At 48.5% G+C, this 21,326-nt stretch carries 18 protein-coding genes; 4 read left to right on the top strand and 14 right to left on the bottom strand.

All coding sequences use genetic code 11. From position 1 onward, the window contains the following. Window positions 1–46: 46 nt before the first annotated feature. From M3630_RS10240 to M3630_RS10225, 4 genes are all read right to left on the bottom strand, one after another. Window positions 47–601 carry an FHA domain-containing protein gene (locus M3630_RS10240; protein WP_173611970.1) on the bottom strand — a complete coding sequence of 185 codons (555 nt, stop codon included), beginning with the start codon at window positions 599–601 and terminating at the stop codon, window positions 47–49. A gap of 193 nt (window positions 602–794) precedes the next feature. Then, window positions 795–1,247, bottom strand: a complete 453-nt coding sequence (locus tag M3630_RS10235; RefSeq protein WP_251252024.1) for a J domain-containing protein — start codon at window positions 1,245–1,247, stop codon at window positions 795–797. A gap of 102 nt (window positions 1,248–1,349) precedes the next feature. After that, window positions 1,350–1,775 carry a hypothetical protein gene (locus M3630_RS10230; RefSeq protein WP_007728098.1) on the bottom strand — a complete coding sequence of 142 codons (426 nt, stop codon included), beginning with the start codon at window positions 1,773–1,775 and terminating at the stop codon, window positions 1,350–1,352. A gap of 150 nt (window positions 1,776–1,925) precedes the next feature. After that, the gene (locus tag M3630_RS10225) at window positions 1,926–4,094 is read right to left on the bottom strand and encodes a transcriptional regulator (protein ID WP_232774333.1); all 2,169 of its coding nucleotides are present in this window, start codon (window positions 4,092–4,094) and stop codon (window positions 1,926–1,928) included. A 551-nt stretch (window positions 4,095–4,645) separates the two neighbouring features. Between M3630_RS10225 and M3630_RS10220 the strand changes: the two genes are divergently transcribed. Then, window positions 4,646–6,682 (top strand): VWA domain-containing protein, encoded by a 2,037-nt coding sequence (locus tag M3630_RS10220; RefSeq protein WP_251252023.1) that lies wholly within the window; start codon window positions 4,646–4,648, stop codon window positions 6,680–6,682. On the opposite strand, the gene M3630_RS10215 is transcribed toward M3630_RS10220, so the two are convergent. Then, window positions 6,679–7,587: a serine/threonine protein kinase gene (locus M3630_RS10215; RefSeq protein ID WP_251252022.1), complete on the bottom strand. Its 909-nt coding sequence runs from the start codon at window positions 7,585–7,587 to the stop codon at window positions 6,679–6,681. The two genes, M3630_RS10220 and M3630_RS10215, sit on opposite strands and share 4 nt — an antisense overlap. 98 nt (window positions 7,588–7,685) lie before the next feature. On the opposite strand from M3630_RS10215, the gene M3630_RS10210 reads away from it, so the two are divergent. Then, window positions 7,686–8,057: a VOC family protein gene (locus M3630_RS10210; protein WP_251252021.1), complete on the top strand. Its 372-nt coding sequence runs from the start codon at window positions 7,686–7,688 to the stop codon at window positions 8,055–8,057. A 73-nt stretch (window positions 8,058–8,130) separates the two neighbouring features. Here M3630_RS10210 and M3630_RS10205 read toward each other — a convergent pair whose 3' ends face one another. Then, a complete protein-coding gene (locus M3630_RS10205; protein ID WP_251252020.1) occupies window positions 8,131–9,351 on the bottom strand; it encodes an MDR family MFS transporter in 1,221 nt (406 codons plus the stop codon). 147 nt (window positions 9,352–9,498) lie between these two features. Between M3630_RS10205 and M3630_RS10200 the strand changes: the two genes are divergently transcribed. After that, on the top strand, window positions 9,499–11,352 hold the full coding sequence (locus M3630_RS10200) for an SgrR family transcriptional regulator (RefSeq protein ID WP_251252019.1): 1,854 nt from the start codon (window positions 9,499–9,501) through the stop codon (window positions 11,350–11,352). Between the two features lie 147 nt (window positions 11,353–11,499). Here M3630_RS10200 and nagA read toward each other — a convergent pair whose 3' ends face one another. The 8 genes from nagA to M3630_RS10160 all read right to left on the bottom strand — a co-directional run bounded on the left by nagA (window position 11,500) and on the right by M3630_RS10160 (window position 19,992). Next, window positions 11,500–12,669 (bottom strand): N-acetylglucosamine-6-phosphate deacetylase, encoded by a 1,170-nt coding sequence (gene nagA, locus M3630_RS10195; protein WP_251252018.1) that lies wholly within the window; start codon window positions 12,667–12,669, stop codon window positions 11,500–11,502. Between the two features lie 45 nt (window positions 12,670–12,714). Then, a complete protein-coding gene (locus M3630_RS10190) occupies window positions 12,715–13,794 on the bottom strand; it encodes an NAD(P)H-dependent flavin oxidoreductase (RefSeq protein WP_251252017.1) in 1,080 nt (359 codons plus the stop codon). A 36-nt stretch (window positions 13,795–13,830) separates the two neighbouring features. Further along, window positions 13,831–14,871 carry a VOC family protein gene (locus M3630_RS10185; RefSeq protein ID WP_251252016.1) on the bottom strand — a complete coding sequence of 347 codons (1,041 nt, stop codon included), beginning with the start codon at window positions 14,869–14,871 and terminating at the stop codon, window positions 13,831–13,833. A gap of 206 nt (window positions 14,872–15,077) precedes the next feature. After that, window positions 15,078–16,109, bottom strand: coding sequence for a FecCD family ABC transporter permease (locus M3630_RS10180; protein WP_251252228.1), 1,032 nt, complete (start codon window positions 16,107–16,109; stop codon window positions 15,078–15,080). A gap of 2 nt (window positions 16,110–16,111) precedes the next feature. Beyond that, entirely contained in the window at window positions 16,112–17,167 is a 1,056-nt protein-coding gene (locus M3630_RS10175) for a FecCD family ABC transporter permease (RefSeq protein ID WP_047071438.1), read from the bottom strand. A gap of 131 nt (window positions 17,168–17,298) precedes the next feature. After that, the gene (locus M3630_RS10170; RefSeq protein ID WP_251252015.1) at window positions 17,299–17,973 is read right to left on the bottom strand and encodes an ABC transporter substrate-binding protein; all 675 of its coding nucleotides are present in this window, start codon (window positions 17,971–17,973) and stop codon (window positions 17,299–17,301) included. Next, window positions 17,937–18,890, bottom strand: coding sequence for an AraC family transcriptional regulator (locus tag M3630_RS10165; RefSeq protein WP_251252014.1), 954 nt, complete (start codon window positions 18,888–18,890; stop codon window positions 17,937–17,939). Before M3630_RS10165 ends, M3630_RS10170 begins: the two co-directional genes overlap by 37 nt. A gap of 127 nt (window positions 18,891–19,017) precedes the next feature. Next, complete coding sequence (locus tag M3630_RS10160; RefSeq protein ID WP_251252013.1) at window positions 19,018–19,992, bottom strand: ABC transporter substrate-binding protein; 975 nt, start codon at window positions 19,990–19,992, stop codon at window positions 19,018–19,020. Window positions 19,993–20,265: 273 nt separating this feature from the next. On the opposite strand from M3630_RS10160, the gene M3630_RS10155 reads away from it, so the two are divergent. Further along, window positions 20,266–21,222 (top strand): ABC transporter substrate-binding protein, encoded by a 957-nt coding sequence (locus M3630_RS10155; RefSeq protein WP_251252012.1) that lies wholly within the window; start codon window positions 20,266–20,268, stop codon window positions 21,220–21,222. Window positions 21,223–21,326 lie beyond the last annotated feature (104 nt).

Below are 21,326 nucleotides of genomic sequence, written 5' to 3'. Positions count from 1 at the left end.
CGTGCAAGGACGATATGTATGTGTAAAAGCGATGTTTCCCCCGTTGTTATTTCAGCAACAAGCGGGTATTAGCTATGTAAATGATGTCGCCAGCCTTCACTTTATGCGGCTGTTCAATCTCCAGCTTGCTCTTGTCGCGTTTGTTCGGCTGCTTGATGCCTGTGCCGTTTTTGGAATGAATATCCTCGATGAACCAGTCCCCAGACGCTTGATTCAGAACCGCATGCTGCTTGCTGATCAAGGCGGCGTATTCCGCGTCCGCCAAGTCGATGTCGACCTCGTTTTGCGCAGAGCTTTTGCCGATCAAAAGGGATGTCTCCCCTTGGATGAACCACTCCTTCACGCTCTCTCCCTCTTCATCCAATAGAACCAGTTTGGTGACGCCATCCTCTTTTTTTGGCGCCGGTTCGTCGGGGCTTCCGAATCTGACGATAATGACCCCGAACAAAAAGAGTCCGAAGGCAATTCCTGTAAAGATTTTCAGAGCGTTGCTGTCCGTATAACCAAAGACATAAATAAGTGCACAAATCACAAGAATGGAAATCAGCAACTCTATGAGCTTCACTCTGACGGACTTTTGGTACCCTTTTTTCTTCGCCACATTTTTACCCCCAATCAACTACCTCTTACATTTAAATCGTGATCAAAAGACGAATTTTTGAACTTCCTCTTAAGAAAAATGCTCCGAGCTTTGGGCGAATGGTGTATGTATGGACATCCATCCAAAGACAGGAGCAGGTTGCTACTACCTCTATGTCATGAAAGAGCTGTCATCCAAGCCCGATTTTTCCCTCTTATTTTTTCTTCATGCGGAAAAACTGTTCAAACATATCCGTTGTATCCAGTGGATTTTTCTTCTCGGATTTCATGGTGTTTGGATTAATCTCGCCTGTCTTCGGATGAAACCCAAAAAATCGTTCAAAGGTGCTCCCCAAATCTTCGAAGTTTACACCCGGTGCAGACTGCGCTTGCTGTTTGCTTTGTCCTTGTTTTGTACTGTTTGTATGACCACCAGTTTGTTGTTTCTTCTGCTGAAAAGCTTCGTAACGTGCGTCGTACGCCTCGCGCAAGGCCGGGTCCTGCAATGTCTGATAGGCCTCGGTAATTTCTTTAAAAATTCGTTCTGACTCACTGCTCCCGGCATTGACATCCGGATGATGCTGCTTTGCCAGTTGACGGTATGCTTTTTTGATGTCATTCGTGGAAGCCTGTTTGGTTAGCCCCAGAATCTCGTAATAATTTTTCATGCGCGCACCCTCTGTCTGGCAATGATTTTGGTTATTTTGTAGAGCCGTACCTCGAACACGGCTTTCGAGGTACGGCTCTTCCTACCTTACTTCTCCCAAAACCTAAACAGCGTAGCCGCCTTCGATTTTGGTGAGTTCGGTTTTGTCTTTCTTTTGCTTGATGAAGATGCTGAATGTTCCTACACCCTCGGTATCACCGAAGCTCTCGTTGTAATCTACTACGAATGCGTTCGGGAAGTAGATTTTGCGGATCACTTGATCAGCAGCGATTACTTCCAGTGTTACTTTGCGGTAGCAATCCGCTTTTTCTGCTGGTACCAAAGACCAGAGAGCCAGCTTCATGGTGTCATCCGCACTGTCACCATCAGTTGCAGTGATGATTTTGCCAGTCAGTTTCAGTGTTGCACCCACATCTGTGGAGCGCGCGTTGGAATCGTCTGGCGTGTCAGTGTCGTACTTCACTGTTTGGATGTTGTCCATGCCCAGCTCAATTGTTTCAGAACCTTCTACTTTGAGTCGAAAACCCATGAATAAAACCTCCTTGAAATGAAATCTTGCTCTCGAAGTACCTGATTGGCTTCGAGGCTTATGTGTAAGGGTGCGTTTTGGGAAACACACCTCAAACCACCTGCGTAATGTGTCAAAAAGTTTCATAAACAGCTCTCCAGGGGATCAATGCTATGCCTTGACCGGAGTCGTTCCTTTGGTGATGGTGACCTCCAGGTTTTTCACATTGCCGTTGAACACCAAATCGATATGGCACAGATTGCTCTTGTCATCGATGATGTAGCTCATATCATCGCCATCTTGAATGATGGAGTTCACGAAGCCACGCGTGCCCAGCCATTTGCTTTTTTGGCTGCTCGGATTGTTACTGAAGAACTTCACGATGTTGTCGTGTTTGAAATCACCCGTCTGGAAGCGGAGAATCCGCTCGATATAGGTGCTGACAAGTGTTTTGTAGATGGAATCAAAGCCGTCCTCTGCCATAGCGAGGCTGCGTGCCTTGTACACCGTAATGCGCTTGATGTCTTTGCCTTGGATTTGTGCATTTTCCGAAGAGAAGACGAATCCAAAGTTTTTGCGGTTGATGGAATCTTTGATGTTGTTGGTGAAGCCGGAGATTTCTTTGGCCATTGTGGTAACAGCGCGCAGTCCGTTTTCACCTGCTTCGATGTCAAAGCGCACACCCGGATATTCGCGGCTAACCACTTTGAATGTTTCGCGCAAGTACTCTGGACACTGGTACGCTGCCACGACACCAGCAGCTACATAGCTGGCACCAACATAGACACCCTCGATCCACAGCTTCAGGATGTCTTCTTTTTCCTGGGACAGCTTCACGCCGTCTTCGGTTTGCAGCATTCTGCTGTCGATGACAACTCCTGATTTATCTTTCGGAATAATCGTGAAGTTCGGAATGCATGGGATAGCGAATTCACTGAATTCCTTGCGTACCAGGATTCCGCACTTGTCGATATATTTATCAATGCCCGCTGTCGCCATGCTGTTGAAGGTCGTTTCTTCACCTGTACTGAAGCTGAAGAACACTTGCACCTTGAAGTCCTTGACGACTTGAAGCAGCATGGTGAGCGATTCCATCGTATTGCCGTCCTGCTTGACGACTTTTTCGTTCCCACGGAAACGCTCGCGAGTCACTTTTGCTTTTCCCGCGGAATCCATATCCACAGATGGAACGATTCCGAACCAGATCGTATCCGTGAAGTCGTTTTTCGCGTTGACCGTGTTCAGGTATGTCTCCAGACGTGGAATGTTGCTGCTTTTCACGAGCATGTCGAGCTTCGTATTCGTGATCAGCATAGCTGGCTGCATGCCTTTGTTCTTGGTCACGTACTGATCGAAGAACATCTTCACTCCCAAAATTTTCTCAACCAAAGGCTTCACCGTTTTTACGAAGTCGTCCTTGGCGTTTTTGTAGAACTCGAGATACGTATTGTAGTTCTGTACTTCTGTCTCAATGTTGACTTCGGTATGTACCGTCGGCAGCGGGCAGAAGGTGCGAACCACGAGATCTTTTACATAGGAGGATGGCGTCTCCGTGATCGACTCGTAATCCTCTTCGAAAACGTTCATCAGTCCGTTTCCGCTGTTTTCATCGAGAACCATCAGCTCGCGGCTGTCACTCTTTGGTGCCTCAATGATCTTCAGCTCTCCGTCTTCCCCAATCGTCAGCATCCCGATCTGAATCGCTTCGGATTGGTTCTCCTCTTGAGCGCCGCCCAAGAGCAGTCGTGTTTTGATATCTTCAATCGCCAGCGGCAGCATCGCCATGACGTTGTTGTAGTTTTTGCTCGCATCCTCGAACATCGTGTTCAGCTTGTCACCGAGATCGAGCTTCTTCGGATCGCCATCATCGAGCTTTTCATAATGGCCGTACAAGTAGTGAATCTCTTTGCGCACCTGACGGATGTCATCCATCACTTTTTTCGGGGAAATCATATCGAGCAAATTCTCGAATTTGAAATCCACGTTGGTGATCCCTTGGCTGCGCTTCGTATCAATCAGGGTAAACAGCATTTTCAAGAAGTCATTGCTCTGATCGATCTTGATTTCAGAAATCGCATCCTCTGCAATTCCGTCAGGCTTTTTCAAGGTGTACATCACTTTTTGGTTCGCTGCATTGTAGAACGAATACACACTCGGGGAGAACTTGTCCAAAAACTCATCGAAGCTGCGCACGAGAAGATGCTCGTTGATCTCCTTGATCTTGTCGTCGCTGAGACTGTCGATTCCTTTTACATCTCCAACAATAGTGATCAGGTCCAATTTTTCCGGGTTGATCTCTTCGAACAGCATGGTTCGGTTGGTCTGGTTAATAATGTCCATAAATGGCCCCTTTCTGTTGTCTGCATAACCACTTAGTCCTACTTGATAAATGATGAGTCCTACTTCATGAATAGAAATACAAATCGTTACATTTATACCAAAAACAAACAAAAAATCTTGCCTCTAAATTAAACTTTGCCTGCATTATTTGTCAACATTCCGCAGATTGTGACAATTTTCCTATACCTGCACGACCATTCTCAGTATTTAGACCCATTTTATTCCACAAATCTTCCTTTTCTTGGATTCCCGTTTTATGCTGAAGACACAGAGTCTCCTTTCCTAGGTCTTCGAAAAAATAGGGATAAGCCTCGCCTTGTCCACTCTCTTACTAGGAAAGAAGCACAAGGACTGATAGATAATTCTCCCTAGTTGCCGCTGGGGAGGATTATACATTCACCTCATATTTACAAAAATGGGTGCAATTAACTTTTATATACATCGGCAATAGGAAACCGATCTTTTATACGAACAACCATTTATAGGTAAATCGTCCCATTTTAGTAAGTCATGAACTTTTTTAAAATTTTTTTCAGAAAAAAGGTGAATGTATGTACAAAAATCGTCAGTCAACCGTCTCTATGCCGCCACTTTTCCGAATGGTGGTCATTGGACTGCTCCTCCCCATGCTCTTCTTGTCCGCCCCACTAACTGCTGGGGCAAATGGAACAGCAGATGCCGGAGTAGACGCGGTCTTTGTCTTTGATACGAGTAATTCCATGAACAAAACGGACCCTGGCAAAACAGCCGCAGAGGTCATGAGTATGTTCATTGATATGAGCGAGGCCACGCGTACCCGCATTGGCTTTGTCGCCTATAATGATCGAATTGTACAAGCTCAGTCTCCATCGAGCATGGCCGAAGCAAGAGATCGGGAACAGCTCAAGCGAACCATTCAAGGGTTGCGTTACTCTGGGTATTCGGATTTGGGACTCGGTTTGCGCAGAGGGGCAGAGATGATTGAAAAAGCAAAGGACCCGGCTCGCAAGCCATTTTTGATCCTTTTGTCAGACGGGGGAACAGATTTGCGGCAAAACGCGGGTGACAGGAGTGTGGCAGCATCCAACAAGGATGTGGAGACAGCTATCTCGAAGGCAAAAGCGCAAGGCTATCCGATCTATACGATTGGTCTCAATAGCGATGGCTCCGTCCAGAAGGAACAATTGAAAAAAATCGCTGAGGCAACAGGCGGAACTTCCTTTGTCACACAAAGTACGGATGATCTGCCTGAAATCTTCAATCAGATTTTTGCCAAGCATATTCAATCTCAGCTCGTTTCGGTGGCAGCCATGACAGCGACCGGCGGCTTGCAGGAAGTGACCGTAACCATTCCTAACTCCAGCATGCAGGAAGCGAACATCATCCTGTTGTCCAACAATCCGCTGTTGGAATCGCAAGTGTACTATCAATCGCAGAATGTCCATTTTATGAAATCAAAAAAATACTCGCTGATGAAAATAGAAAAGCCGAAGAAGGGGAACTATCTCGTTAAATTTAGGGGCAAACCCGGGGATTTGGTGAAGATCAACTTACTGGGGAATTACAGCTTGATGGCTGGTGTAGAGGTCAAGCCTGAACCTGTTATCAAGGGGAATCCTGCCACGTTTACTACCTATCTGAACCATCTGGAGGGACGACTGGATGACAAGGATGTGTACGCATCCATGCAAGCAGAACTGATCGTAAACGATCTCGTGGGGAAAAAAGAAGAAAAGGTCCCGATGAAGAATCTTGGCGATAGCTTTACGGTCGACTACGTCTTCCCTCACACGGGCAAGTACCAGTGGAAAATCTTTATGAACGGCCCGGACTTTTATCGCGAAACGGCTACGAGCGTTTATGACATTACGAATATCTCCCCAGTTGCTGCTTCGGTCAATACCTTGACAATCGAGAAGGAAAACGGTGAGCAGGCTATCGATCTGGGTTCGTTCTTCACGGACGCCAATAACGACAAGCTGACCTATACCATCGTCACCGCTGATCCCGAAGAACGATTTGTTGCTACGATTCAAGACGCGGCTCTGAAGCTGACACCCGAGAAAAGCGGTACATCAGAAATCACCATCACCGCCACAGATGCAGAAGGAGCAAGTGTCACAGGCCCACTGGTCATTACCGTACACTCGGTATGGGATCGCTACATCACCATCGGCATGATTGTGTTGCTCGTAGCTGCGATTGGCTACGGTGTTTACTTGCTTACACGTCCCAAGCCTGCGTTTGTGGGTCGCCTGGAGGGTTATTTCCTGCACACGGCAAGCGGCAATGACATCCCTGTCAAGTTTTGGCCTCTCGCCTCCTTTGGCAAGAAGCAGCGGATCACGTTGCAGGAGCTGTTCACCAGTTTGGATGTGAATGAGCATTTGCCCGAAGCGCAGAAGATTTACTTCCAGCCGGGAAAAAATCAGACGCTCCTCTTGGTCAATCATAGTCACTGCACAATTGAACGGGGCAAGGAAACCATGCCCCGACATAAAAAGCTCGTCCTCCATTACAACGACAAGGTGTATGTGACCTTTGAGGATCGGATGACCGAGATCGAAATTCGCTTTAAGAAATCGTCGTCTAATGAGGAAGCTTCCTAAGAGAGAAGCGCCTTTCCCTTCCAAATCAGATGCTCTGCACGAATCGCTGTCGCAAACAGCTTGAGGGTGGGGCATCTTTTTTTCGAGTCGACGGCCAATCCCCACATAATGACATTCGCCAGCAGCAGCGGAACATCAGGGTTCCGTGTTCGAATCGCTGGCAAGGTATCCTCAATGACTCTTGCCGCCACATCAACGGGACGCTCTTTGGTCAGACAGTAATACAGGGTGGCAGCCAGGCTGTAAATATCGGAGACTACTCCTTGCTTGGATTGACCCGAGTAAAACTCAAGCGGTGAATATCCTTCTGTCGTCACAATCGGCTTGGGTTCATCACTCTCGAAGTAGATCGCGGAGCCAAAATCGATCAGCACAGGATGGCCAGCTTCAATGACCAGGATATTTTGGGGCTTGATATCGCGATGAATAATGCCTTTTTTGTGCAAATAGTCTAATCCGTCAAATACCGGAAGTACCGTCTGATGCAAAAATGCTCCCAGATCAAGCTCAGTTTGGGCGAGTACATACTCATCCAGCGTCTTTCCTTTGCAATAGTCCACGACGAGATAACCTGTGCCATTTTCCGCAAAATGGTCGATGTATCCGATGATATTGGGATGATTCAGTTCCTTGTGCAGGGACGCCTCTTGCCAAAAGCTGTCTAGCAGCATGTCGAATTTGTTTTTTAACGTTGGTCTGCGACAAATGACCTTCACGTGATCCAAATCTCGCATCGCCAATGCTTGAGGGAAAAACTCTTTGAGAATAAGTGTCCGCTTGCTTTTCATATGGTAGACCACATACACAATCGACAGCTCACTTGTGGAAATGGTCTTTTTGATCCGATAAGCTTTTTGCAGGATCGTGCCTTTTTTCAGACCTCTTTCCCGTTCTACCTGTCCCATGTCATGGCCTCCCCTATCTTTCCTCTCAAAAAATGATAACGAAAGATGGGGGATTCTGGCAATATAAAGAATAAGAATGGAGAGGGGAATGATAGATCATGGCACATTTGGAATCGTTGCTTCACGTACAAGTTCCCGTAAAAAATTTGGAAGAGGCCATTTTCTGGTACTGCAATCACCTTGGCTTTTCCTTGCAGGCGCGGTATCGTACTTCCGCTTTTCTTGCCCTGTCTGCGGGACCCACCTTGATGATATGGGAAACCGATGAGCAGACGTCCACAACCTTTACCGTTCATCATCAACCCATGCCTGTCTTTTTGTACACCACATCCGATGTCCATGCACTCCATGATTATTTGCAGGCCCATGAAGTCTCGATTACCCACTACCAAAACGATGGCTTCGGATGGGTGCTCAAGTTTTTTGACCCGAGCGGAAACATGTGGGGAGTCATTCAAAAGAACAACTAGTCAGTTGGATATAGAAAAAAGAAAAAGAAGCATGCGTCAACAGCGTGCTTCTTTTCGATGTTTTGCACCCTATTCAAATGATAGCTTGAGAAGATTTTTCGCAGCTTTTTCTTTGCTGTTGCTGCTGTTCCCATAAATACTGGCCGCGTTGATAGAACGGAAGCGCGATAAAGGTCAACAGCATGAGGATCGCGAAGATGAGCGACCCTTGTCCAAATCCGAGTACCTGGAGCAACACGCCACCAATCCACGCACAAACACTCTGTCCAAGGAAGGCAAAGCCGCTGGCGCCGTAATACGCTCCACGCAAATGCTGAGGAGCAATCTCCCCGATCAGGATATCTCCAACGACAAAGCACAAGATTTCACCGATCGTAAACACCACCATCGACACAGAGAGCCAAAACAAATTCGTAAATAGCCCGAAACCGAACAGCCCCAGCCCAAACAATAGACAGCCCAGCTTCAATGCAGTCATTGAGGAGTACCGCTTCATAAACTTGGCGAGCGGATATTGAAGCGCTAAAACGGAGATGGTGTTCACTACAAATAAAAAGGAATACGCCTCTATCCGATCATGCCCAATGTACAGGGAGAGTGTGGTGTCCAGATGCGAATAGGCACCGGCAACGAACAAATTCCCGAGCAGCAAGTAAAGAAATACTTTGTCCGTAAATACAATGCGTGCCATCTGATTCATGGTGACCGGATTAGCAGCCATATCCTTCTTCCACTGTTCCTTGAATATGATCATAAATACCACCAGCACAGCTGCGTACACGGCAAAAATGATGGCTGTAACAAGGAACGGCAACAAGGATGTGCTTCCGGCTCCCAGCTGCAGACCGATTAACGGACCGATTGCTCCACCCAGGTTGATCGCGAAATACCTGGCGTTGAAAACAGCTGCCCGCTGATCATCCGACGTGACATCCGCCAGCAGGGCACGGGCTGTTGGCTCAAAAACGTTTCGAAAAAGACCGTTACAAGCACTTAGAACAAAGAACATCCACGTCTCCGTCGCAAAAACGTATCCGATCAAGACGATGCTCCAAGCTCCCATCGCAGTGATCATCACTGGATATCTGCCCAATCGATCTGACAGTGCTCCCCCAGCAAAGCTGCTTATTGTTCCAACCAGCAAGCTGAGTGCGAGGATCGAACCAACGATCGCAGGATCAATTCCTTTTACCTTTCCTAAATAAATTCCCAAAAACGGAAGCGTCATAAAAAAACCAGTGCGTGACAAAAATGTTCCGATAATGACACCCCATGCCACCGGATGAAATCTCATTCTCCCCATCTCTCTTTCCCATTCCCGTTTGTTATCTCTCGTGTTATCTTCAGTATATGGAACTAGAAAAAGGGGAAAAAGGGTTCGGTTTGAGTGAATCCGATCACCTTTTTAAGTATGTATTTTATTTGAGAAATGGGGGCCAGCATGGTTACCGTTCTGCATTTTCTGGAGCTTCGTTCGTTTTTTCATCAAGAAGAAATCGGGAAACCGTTCCCTGTCACCATCGAAAAGCTGGCAGGAATTTGGCACTGTACGCCTCGCTACGCCAAGCTGATTGTCCGTAAGCTAGTCGATCTGGCTTGGGTCGAATGGAAGGCGGGACGCGGACGTGGCAATGTCTCGGTCATGACGCTTTATGCTGATTCCGATGAAATCCTCCTCGCCGAGGTCAAGCTGCAGATAGACAAAGGCGACGTCAAAGAAGCGATGGAGCTCATGAATCGCTACGGCAAAGCAGCCGTCAAAGACCAGATCATGGATTGGCTCTCGGAAGGAATGGGTTTCTCCAGCTACTCGGTATCGAATCGTACCCAAGATATCATCCGCTTTCCGGTATACCGCACGATTGTGACGCTGGACCCTGGTCTGGTTTACTACCACTTCGATGCACATCTCGCGGGACAAATTTTCAATACACTCGTCCATTATGATCAGAACAGTCGGTCTATTTTGCCGTCTATCGCTCACTCGTGGGAAAGCAGTCCAGATGCAACAGCATGGACCTTTTATTTAAAAAAGAACGTGCAGTTTCATCACGGACGGGAACTGACTGCTCATGATGTTGTTTTTTCCCTGAATCGGCTTCGTTTGCATCCAGACACGTTTGAGGCAAGCTGGATGTTTCGTGATATAGATCAGCTCATCGCCATTGATGACAGAACCGTGCGCATCCTGCTTAAAGAACCGAATTACTTGCTTCTGAGGCTGTTGGCGACGATACCCGCAAGCATTGTTCCAGAAGAAATCGTTCAGCAGGATGAGAAAGGTTTTGGAGAAAAGCCAATCGGAACAGGCCCCTTTCAACTGGTCCGCCTTAACGAGGGGATCTGTATTCTTGAGGCATTTCCTGCTCATTTTCTGGGGAGACCGCAGTTGGATCGTGTGGAAATTTTGATCTTCCCCGAGTTGGACATGGGTCGCCTAAAAGAACCAAATTGGGCGTCTGTGATGGTGTCGCACGGGGTTCAGTCGAAAGCACTAGCATTGAAGGAAGCAGTCATTCAGGGGGGTCAGGACTGGTACGATACGGAGGCATTTTTTTCCTGCTGTAATTTGCTTGTTTTTAACCAGTGGAAGAGGGGTCCGCACAATCATTTCAAGTTCCGTCAAGCGCTTGATCAGCTGATTGATCGGGATCAAATGATTTCCGATTTGGGCGGTGATCGCATCTACCCGGCAAAAGGCTTCCGCACATATCACCCTGTTTTAAGGGAGGTAAGAGCGAGAGAGAACGAGCAGCTCTGCCATGCGAAAATCATGTCCCTGCTACAGGAAAGCGGCTATCAGGGAGAAACACTCCGACTCGTGACCACAGCCTACCATGAAGAGGATGCGCTATGGATTCAACAACGATGCGGCAATTATGGCATACATCTGGAAGTCGATGTGAGAGAACCATGGGAATTTTCGAATCGCGAATGTTTGCCCGAACATGACTGCCAGCTGTACGGCAATGTGTTTAGCAGCGATCAAATCAGCGAGCTGGAAATGTATTTGCAAAGAAATTACTTTCTCCCCGCATTTGATGAATCGTTGGCTTTGGCTATCAACAAGGAGATTCGCTTGACGTTTCAGGAGCCAGATCGGCTTGCTCGGGAACGCCATCTCGCCAGAATCGAAGCCATGATCAAGGAAAATTATGCTGTCCTGTATTTGGTTCAGAAAAAGACTCTTACGTCGTTCCACAAGTCACTACGCGGTGTCTCGATCAATTCGTCGGGGTGGTTGGACTTTCATAAAATCTGGTTTCAACCGGATGCGTTGCAGCAGCAGATGTAAGGAGGAGCTGTGGAGAGGGAAGAAGTGCATTTCCAGTCTACGCTTCGGCCTCCGCCCCGACCACAACCGTTCGGGGGACATCTTTATTCTTTCATGCCAAAAAAGCAATCCAAGAGCGACCTTGGACTGCTTTTTTCTATTAAGAAACTATTTTGACTGGTGATAAACTTCTTTACCTGCTACAAAAGTCATGATCACGTCAAATTGTGTATTCAATACCGTAATATCCGCATCATACCCTGCCGCCAACCGTCCTTTTCGCTCGCCAAAGCCAAGGATGCTTGCTGGTGTCAGGGAAGCCATATCCACTGCATCTGGCAAGGAGACACCGCTCAGCATCACCATATTGCCAACTGCTCGATTCAGCGTCAGGATACTTCCAGCAAGGGTTCCATCTGCGAGCTTTGCCTGATTGTCTTGGACGTGAACCTCTTGTCCCCCAAGGTCATAAGTCCCTTCGCCCATCGCGGCTGCCCGCATGGAATCACTGACGAGAGCGAGCCGTTCAGCTGTTTTGACCCGATACAAAATCTTCATGACTGCTGGATGCACATGGATTCCATCTGCGATCAGCTCTGTGCTCAACTGCTCATGATACATCGCGGCACCGACTACACCTGGCTCCCGATGATGCAGCCCTGTCATGGCATTGAAGCAATGGGTAAAATGGCGCACGCCCGCATCTACCGCTTCTGTCGCTTGGGCGAACGTAGCTCCTGTATGTCCAGCAGATACGATGACATCGCGTTCTTTTAACCAGGCAATCGCTTCAAGCGCTTCCGGTTGTTCTGGCGCAATCGTCACGACCTTGATCAGACCTTCTGATAGCTCGTATAGCTTTTGCACTGCATCGAGCTTGGGTATCGCGATGTTTTCTTCTTTTTGCGCCCCCTTGTAACGAGGGTTGATCCACGGACCTTCCAGATGGATGCCGATCGATTGTGCCCCCGGAAGCCCTTCCCTGCTGTTCTGCGCGATGTTTACCAGCACTTGCTCCAATTGAGCATAAGGAGCCGTCATCGTCGTCGCCAAAAAAGACGTCACCCCATGTCGCGCGAGTGCAGTCGAGATGGCCTGAAGTGATTCCGGCGTCCCGTCCATCGTGTCGTATCCGTCAATCCCATGCATATGCATATCGACAAATCCGGGACAAATCCACCCATCCTCTACTGTCACCACATGATCTGGCAAAGCTTTTCCATACTCATCAGCCTTGCCTGCATAGATGATCGTTCCATTTCCCACGACTACGAGACCATCATGCAATTCCTGTCCATCTGCGACAAGTTTCCCCTTGAGAGCGTATTCCTGGTTCAATTTGATTTCCTCCGTCTTTGGCGTGACTTTATTTGCGCATTTATTCTACTGGGGTTGCCCCAGATTGCTGCAAATTCTCGTCGTCTCCGCCGCCAGCTTTTCAACGAGCTCACTCGCGCTGATTTCCTGACTGAGTGGAGCTGCCTGCCCCGCCCACATCGACATGTACGCAATTTGCTGCTGCTTGCCCGCTGCGGCTCGAATGTCTTTCGTCAGAGCATTTTGCACCGGATAGGTCGGGAGCTCGTGATCAAGTGGAGCGATCGTAGTCATAAATTCATTTTGAATGCCCCTTGCCCATTTTCCAGAGAAAGCACGTGTCATCACAATGGACTCTTCGCTCGTCTCCAAAATAGCTTTCTTGTGCAGGGCATGTGCTCCGCTCTCCTTGCACGTCAGAAAAGCCGTTCCAAGCTGCACTGCCTGTGCCCCGAGCGCAAGTGCTGCTGCGATCCCTCGCCCGTCCATGATCCCACCAGCCGCGATTACGGGAATCTTGACCCGATCCACGACTTGCGGGACGAGCGCCATTGTTCCAATCATATTGCTTGGTGAATCCGGCAAAAAGGAACCACGGTGCCCGCCTGCCTCACTGCCTTGGGCGGCAATCATATCGACTCCACTCGCTTCCAATGCAATCGCTTCGCGAACGGTTGTCGCTGTTCCAATGACAGTAATTCCCCGCTGCTTCAGCTCTGCCATCAAGCGATGATCCAGAACACCAAAGGTAAAGCTGAAAACGGAGGGCTGTTCCTCCAGGACGACAGCCATCTGCTCAGCAAACGGCTCTGTAAATTGCGTCACCTGCGGGTTAAGCGGAATGCCCAATCGAGCTCGCACATCATTCATTGCCTGAGCAACGCCTTCTGCGATTGGCTGGTCGGCATCGAAATCTTCGGGAATAAACAGATTCACGCCAAACGGTTTGTCCGTTAACGCCCGAATGGACTTGATCGCCTCACGAATTTGCTCAGGAGACATATATGCGGCACCGAGCGTCCCGAGTCCCCCTGCTTCTGAGACAGCAGCTACCAGGGCAGGTGTGGTCGCTCCCCCTGCCATTGGCGCCTGAATAATCGGCCATTTCAAATGTAAACGCGAAGTGATCGGATTGTTTGTCCACATCGTTTTTTCACTCCTCCACTTTTTGAATAACCGCTTTTATTGTTTACTCGTTGCTTGGTCGTCGTTGTGAATCCATTCGAGAAACTGAGCCAACACCCGGGCAGTTAACCCCCAGATGACACGCCCGTCCACCTCGTAAAACAAATGCTCGACTGTCCCTATTTTCCACGGATATCGCTTGCCACCCGGGATCAGATGATAAGGAAAATCCTCTTCGGGCTCGGTCATAACAGAGGAAAGATACTTCGCTGGCTGTGTTGCCAACAGACGATCGAGTGGAAGGATAAAGACCTCTCCGACCTCGTCTGGGTTCGGCTCCATATCTCGAATTCCTTCCACGTATCCAATAAAGGGCGTGATGATAGAGGAGCCTGGCCCAATCACCTGATCGAGCTCGCCTACATAATGAATCCGATCAAGTGGAATCCCCAGCTCCTCGCTTGTTTCCCGAGCAGCGGTCGCCCAACGTGATTCGTCGCTCTTCTCAGCTCGCCCTCCCGGAAAACAAACCTCGTTCGCCTGTCGCCGCATCGTACTAGCTCTTTTTTCAAATAAAATGCCGAGCTGATTGTCAGCCATTTTGACGAGCGGAAGCAAGACACTGTACGCGCCGCTCGTCCCACGTTCACGTTCTTGCAATCTCTTTGAAATCTCCCTGATGGCAGGAGCAAGGGAATCCTCCCCTGATTCCTGTGGCAAGTACAAGTACTGAGAGACCTCGATTAAATTTTGATCCGGGTCACGAAAATACACCGAACGCATCGGCCCGATAGCCCCTGTTTTTAGAACAGGTCCTTCCACCAAATGGACGCCGCATGCATGAATATGCTGGATGACTTTCTCCAGCGGAAGGGATGTGATAAGACACAAATCAGCGGAGCCTGCGACTGGATGCATCGCTTTTGGCTCCCATTCTTGTCCGATTTGATGCAAATTGATTTTTTGCTGGCCGAAGTGCAGAGCCCTCCTGCCATCGCCAAAGGTAACTGCCTTCATACCCAGGACTTTTTCGTAAAAGTGACAGGTTGCCTCGATGTCTTTTACCGTCAAAACCAAGTGGTCTAATCGATCGATCATATGCCTTTACTCCTTCTCGTCCCGATACATGCTCATGCTGTTATTATAACAAACACAAGGCGGTTGCTTCTCCTCCCCATTGTCCTCCAACATTTCCCTCTTTTCAATTCCCAAATTGCCTCATCTCTACTTCACCAAATACAAAAACGAGCGTCTCCCTCGTAAACAGACGGGGAAAACGCTCGCTATATCCACCCTTTGCGAAACTATGCTTTTGAACGTGCCAGCAAGTACAAGAAATACGGTGCACCGATAACCGCTACAACAATACCAGTCGGAATCTCTGACGGCTGCATGATCCAGCGCCCGATAGTATCCGCCACGATGACCAGTAGCGCACCCGTCAGCGCTGATGTAGGCAAAAGCATCTCATGCTTTGGCCCTACTAATCTGCGAGCCAAATGCGGACCGATCAACCCGACAAAACCGATGCCTCCACTCACTGCCACGCAGGAAGCGGCAAGCCCGACTGCGGCAGCCAGCAGCTTCAATTGCTCTTTGGCAACGGGTGCACCCAAGCCTTTCGCCAACTCTTCTCCCAAATTGAGCACATTCATAACACGTGCTTTGTAAAAAACATAGGGGATTAAAATGGCGATCCAGGGCAAGAGCGAAAGAACGAACTTCCAGTTGGTCCCCCAGATACTACCTGCGAGCCAAGTCGCCACAAACTGGTACTTGTCCGGGCTCAGCTTCAGCGTCAAGACGATCATCGCGGCACTCATCCCGGCCGCCACGGCAATCCCCGTCAATACGATACGGGTCGGAGACAATCCCTTGTGTCTTTTATAAGACAATGCGAAGATCAGCGCTGCTGTCACGCTGGCTCCGAGCAACGCCAACACTGGCAGCAAAAAAACAGGTGCTGCAGACGTCGATGGATAAAACGAAATGAACAGCATCACCATCAAGCCAGCACCAGCGTTGATCCCCAAAATACCAGGTTCAGCCAACGCATTGCGGGAAATTCCTTGAATAATACACCCGGATACGGCAAGTCCTGCCCCGATCAGGAGGGAAATCACAATCCGCGGCAAGCGGAATTCGAACAAGATCAGGCTTTGTTTGTCTGTTCCAGAACCGATTAGCGTCATCAGAAGATCGCTTGGTGACAACCGGATATAGCCTGTGTTCATACTGATGATAAACGCGATGAATATGAGGATAGCGAGTATCGTCATAACCGCAAAGGCTTTATTTCTTTTGCGGGTTTGGTATTGGGAAAGCATTTGCTGCATCATTACATCTCCCTTCTTTCTTTACGCGCCAAGTAAAGGAAGAACGGTACACCAATTAGCGCAATAAGTGCCCCTAACGGCGTCTCATACGGTGGATTTACCATTCTTGCGGCCAAATCGGCGAAAACGACGAGCAAGCTGCCCAAAATTGCAGAGCAAGGAATAATCCATCGATAATCAACCCCAACCAAAAAGCGGGTCAAATGCGGAACGATCAATCCAACAAAGCCTACAGCCCCAACAACGGCGACTGCAGATCCAGCCAAAATCAGGACGATGATCATGCCTGCCAGTTTGACCAACGCCGTGCGCTGTCCCAATCCTTTCGCTACATCTTCTCCAAGACTGAGCATCGTGATGGAACGCGACAACATCATCGCCCCAATAAGAGCTGCGACAATCCATGGAAACATGACTTCAAGCTGAAACCATTTGGTTCCCGCCACACCGCCTGCATACCAGAAGGCCAAATCTTGTCCAATTTTAAAGTAAAGCGCAATCCCTTCGCTTAACGCGGACAATAGTGCGGTCAATGCGGCACCCGCTAAAACGAGGCGTACCGGAGTCAAACCGCCTTTTGCCAAGGAGCCAATCCCGTAGACCATACCTGCCCCTACGCCAGCACCCAAAAAGCTGTAGAGAATCAGGTACATGAACGGCAGACCCGGGAAAAAAGCGAAGCAGAGAGCCAAAACAAATCCGGCACCTGCATTCAAACCAAGCAGCCCAGAATCCGCCAACGGGTTTCGTGTCATCCCTTGCATGATGGCACCTGCAACAGCGAGGCTGGCCCCGACCATTGCACCGCCGAGCAGACGCGGCAAACGAATCTCCTGAATAATTTGGTGTTGGGTAATATCTGGATTAAATTGAAAAATAGCTTCCCATACGACAGCAAAGTGAATGTCGGCTGCTCCAAATGACACAGACAAAAACATCCCCAATATTAATGCGAATACTCCGCCGGTCAAAATGAGTGTCGCTGCCCAAGGGCGAGAGCGAAACGCAACCGGCTTTCCGTTATTCCCCTCTTTCAGGGAATGTGCGTGTTGACTCATACGTGCCACCTTTTTTCGTTAGTTTGGAGCTGAGTTGCTAATAGTGATATTGATTCTTATTATCACATAATGATTTTAGGCGATGCGTGAAAACAGTGTCAATGGACAATCGCGAACTTGTCTTTGTACATTTACGCTAATACTTTAAGGACTTCGTCGACCTTTTTCCCGTTGGCGATCACACCGTGATTCATCCAGGTCATGAAATCCACCTGGTACGCCCGCTTTTTTTGGACAGCGGGAAGCGCTTGCCACACGGGATGGTCGAGTTGAAGCTGTTCGGCACCTGGTTTTCCGTCATGCCACTTGTCAAAGGCGAAAAAGATATGATCAGCATCCAGTGTAGACAGCTCTTCCCACGACACCCCTTCTCTCCCTTGCTTGGCAAATTGTTTTTTTACGAGCGGGGCCGGCTCCATTTCCAAATCTTGAAACAACACCTGCGATGTGTAGTTTTTCTCTACGAGGATTTGATCGGCCGAGATGCGCAAGAAGGCTACCTTCTGCCCTTTGAGACTGCGTCCTATTCCATTTTTTGCAGCTTTTACTTTTTGTTCATACTGCTCGATTGACCGCTCTGCCAATTCACTTCGGCCCAACCGATCACCGAGGGTGCGCAATGTTTTTCGCCACTCAGGACCGAACTGCCGAATTACGCATGTAAAGGCAATCCGGGAACATTGGTCATACACATCCGCCTTCCAGCCTGTACACTCCCGAAGCATAATGACATCTGGGGCACGACTGGACAATAGCTGCACGTCATCGGTCAGCACATCGTACGCCGGTACATCATGCAGGCCCAAGTAGCTTGCTGCCCCCAATATGTATGCGCCCATTGAACGACGGGTCGAATGCCAAGAGCCAGCAAATAATCCTCCATATAAAGAGAGACGACTCGTAAATCATCCCGATGAATGTTGCGGTATTTTCCTGGCGCAAGCCCTACACTCTGTTTAAAACGACGATTGAAATAATATTCGCTGTTGAATCCGACGTTTTGGGCAATCTCGTTGATCCGATCACCTGTCATGAGCAGGAGTTGCTTCGCCCGATTGATCCGCAATTGATTCATGTAATCGAGCGGTATTTCTCCCGTCATTTCCTTGAAGAGCTGCGTATATCGCCAACGTGGAACGTTCGCTTCCTGTGCTAGCTGGTCTACGGTCAGCGGCTCTTGATAGTGCTCCTCTACATACGCAATCGAACGTTCAACTGCTCTCCTCGGGTCCAAACTTGTTTTGCCTGGCACATTTTGCTGGGCCAAAACGCATAGCAATTCCTCAAAGCGCACGTGATTATAAAATCGTTGCAGCGACTCTGTGGCATCGCGATGCTTGTAAATCTCTGCAATCGATTCAACGACACGAGAAAAAGGCGTGCAGGTCAACTCCCCCATACAGAAAAAAGCCTCGGAAGCTTGTTCCTGCGTCGGAACTCCCGTGTGGACGACACGAAAAGTCAGATAATAGTAGTCGAGAACATGACTGGTGCAACTGATCCGAACGTTCTGACACGGTGCTGCAATCCAGCATCGCTCCCGAGTGAACCGATATGTCGACGATTCGATTTCCATGTGCCCTTCTCCGTCTGTTGCTACAATCATCGTGTAGTCCTCCGGCTCTTGATAGTCCTGCCATCTTTCCACATTTACTTTTTGGATGGCCGTCATAGCAAAGAATGATGGTGGAGATAGCTTGGCCCCGGTTGCTTCGTTATTCATCTCCCTCACCCTTATCGTGAGAATGATTATCATTTCTATTATAATGAGTAAACATCCCGACTACAAGCTCCGGAAATGAAAAAGAAAGCGCATCAACTGATATGACGCGCTTTCTCTACTAAACTCATTACTTTACAATCGCTTTGACCAAATCGTCTGCCTTCTTCATATTGGCCAGAATGGCACCAGATTGCCAATGCGTTCGCTCCATTGGGTAGACATGACCTTTTTTTACCGCAGGAACGGATTTCCAGATGGGGCTCTCCAAAATCTTGAGTGCATCCTTGTTTTCTTCGGAAGTCCACGTGCCATTCGACGGGAACACAATGATATGGTCTGCATCGATAGCCGGGATGGCTTCTTCTGATAATACCACGTGTGTTTCCTGATTTTTGGCAGCGGAATACGGAGTAAGTCCCAACTCCTTGTAGAGCATGCCTGTGTAAACATTGCCATCTCCGAAGAGGGCCAAATTCGGCTTATTCCCCACGTTCAAACGAATGACGGCCACCGTTTCATTGCCAATCGCCTTTTCCAGCTTCGCCTTGGTATCCGCTATTTTCTCATTGTACTTTTGGATCGCTTCGTCTGCTTTTTCTGGAACGCCTAACACCTCGGCGATTTTCTTGAGTCTTCCAATCGTGTCGTTACGGAGTTCATCCGGCAGCTTGTACGTAGGGGCTACCTTGCTGAATTCCTCGTATTTCTTGGGATCAGCGTAGCCATCCACAATGATGATATCCGGATTGGCTGCAAGCAACGCTTCCATACTTCCTGTAATATCAAAAAGCGGCACGTCCAGCCCGAGGTAATCCTGTTTGCCCCACGCCGGGTGATACCACTGGACAACCGGAGTCACACCCAATGCTGTCAAAAAGTCCTCCTGATAAATCGCCGCTACCCGCTCTGGCTTTATCGGAATTTCTACATCGCCATAGGCGTCCTTCACCACTTTGGTTTTCACAGCGGTGTTCTCAGTCGTTGCTTTCTGCTCAGTGGATGTTGGCTCCGCTGCTTTTTCTGCACACGCAGTTAACACGAGCATCATGATCAATAATAATGCCATCCATGCCAATCCTGCATTCCGAACCGTTCTGACCATCTTTCTACCCTCTCTCGCATCTGTTGATGATTATCCAATTGATACTCATTCTCACCTTTTGCATCCTGATCATATTTGTTTCCACTCTATCTGACAATGCATTTTCTCCATTATTTTTTGTCCAAACTCCACAACCGTCCGTGTGAAACCCTTCCCTTTGCACAAAATCAATGAAGGGTATCTGACGTTTGTCCATTGAGCTGGTAAGCTGTATATGATAATGATTATCAGTGATAGCAAACAGATTCAAACGAATACTGGAGGAAAATAGAAATGAAACACATGCGCAACATAAGCGGAACGCTAGGAATCTTCGTGCTGGCTGGTAGCTTGCTCATCGGATGCAGTCCATCTGCTTCGCAAGCAACGAGCTCCGCGAGCAGTGAAGCAAGTCAGAAAAACCAGACGCGTCCCTATACGGATTATCTCGGGCATGCAGGCAACATCCCGGTCTCCCCTGCACGAATCATCTATTCCGGTGAGACATTTGGCGATATTCTCGCGCTGGGCGTGAAGCCGATTGGGGGATTCGGGTATTCCAACCAAATCTTTGAGGACCAACTCCATGATGTCGAGAATGTCGGTTTTCCCATTAATCTCGAAAAGGTCCTGGAATTACAGCCCGACCTGATTATCAACGCAAATACGGAGGAAAAAGAATATGAACAGCTAGCCAAAATCGCTCCTACCGTCATTTTTGATACATTCGCGCCGTTGGAAGAGCGGATGACCCAGCTCGGTGATATTCTTGGGAAACCGGAGGTAGCTAGGAAATGGCTTGCTGATTACAAACGGAAATCGGAGGAGATGTGGAAGAAGCTGAAGGAGTCTGGCACTATGAAAGAAGGGGAAACCGCCTCTGTCTTTACCTATTATCCGGGTGATCGGCTGTTTGTCATGGCTAGAACAGGGCTTTCCCAAGTGCTCTACGATACAAACGGATTCAAGCCCACCGCGCCCATTCAGGAAATACTCCATGCACAAAAAGGATTTGAGCTCATTTCCGTGGAACGTTTGCCCGAAATAGCGGGAGATCGTATCTTTATACTGAATACGCCGAGCGAGGAAGCTGAGAAATCAACGCAGAATCTGCTAAAATCACGCATCTGGAAAGACCTTCCGGCTGTTAAAAACGGATCTGTCTACTTTATCGACATCGAAAAATCTAGCAGTGATGCGACAACAAGAGAATGGCTCCTGCAAAAGATTCCTGAAATCCTGGCGAAGTAATGAAATAGGAGAAGCTTTTCAATAATGATTGAAAGGCTTCTTTCTTTTGTATACGAATGATAAAATAAATGATAATGATTCTCACAAAAAGGAGGGCAAAACCG

It is taken from the genome of Brevibacillus sp. MER 51 (assembly GCF_023714195.1).
Lineage (GTDB): Bacteria > Bacillota > Bacilli > Brevibacillales > Brevibacillaceae > Brevibacillus.
The sequence above is the reverse complement of the archived record's forward strand: the minus strand, read 5'-3'. Positions and strand labels throughout refer to the sequence as shown.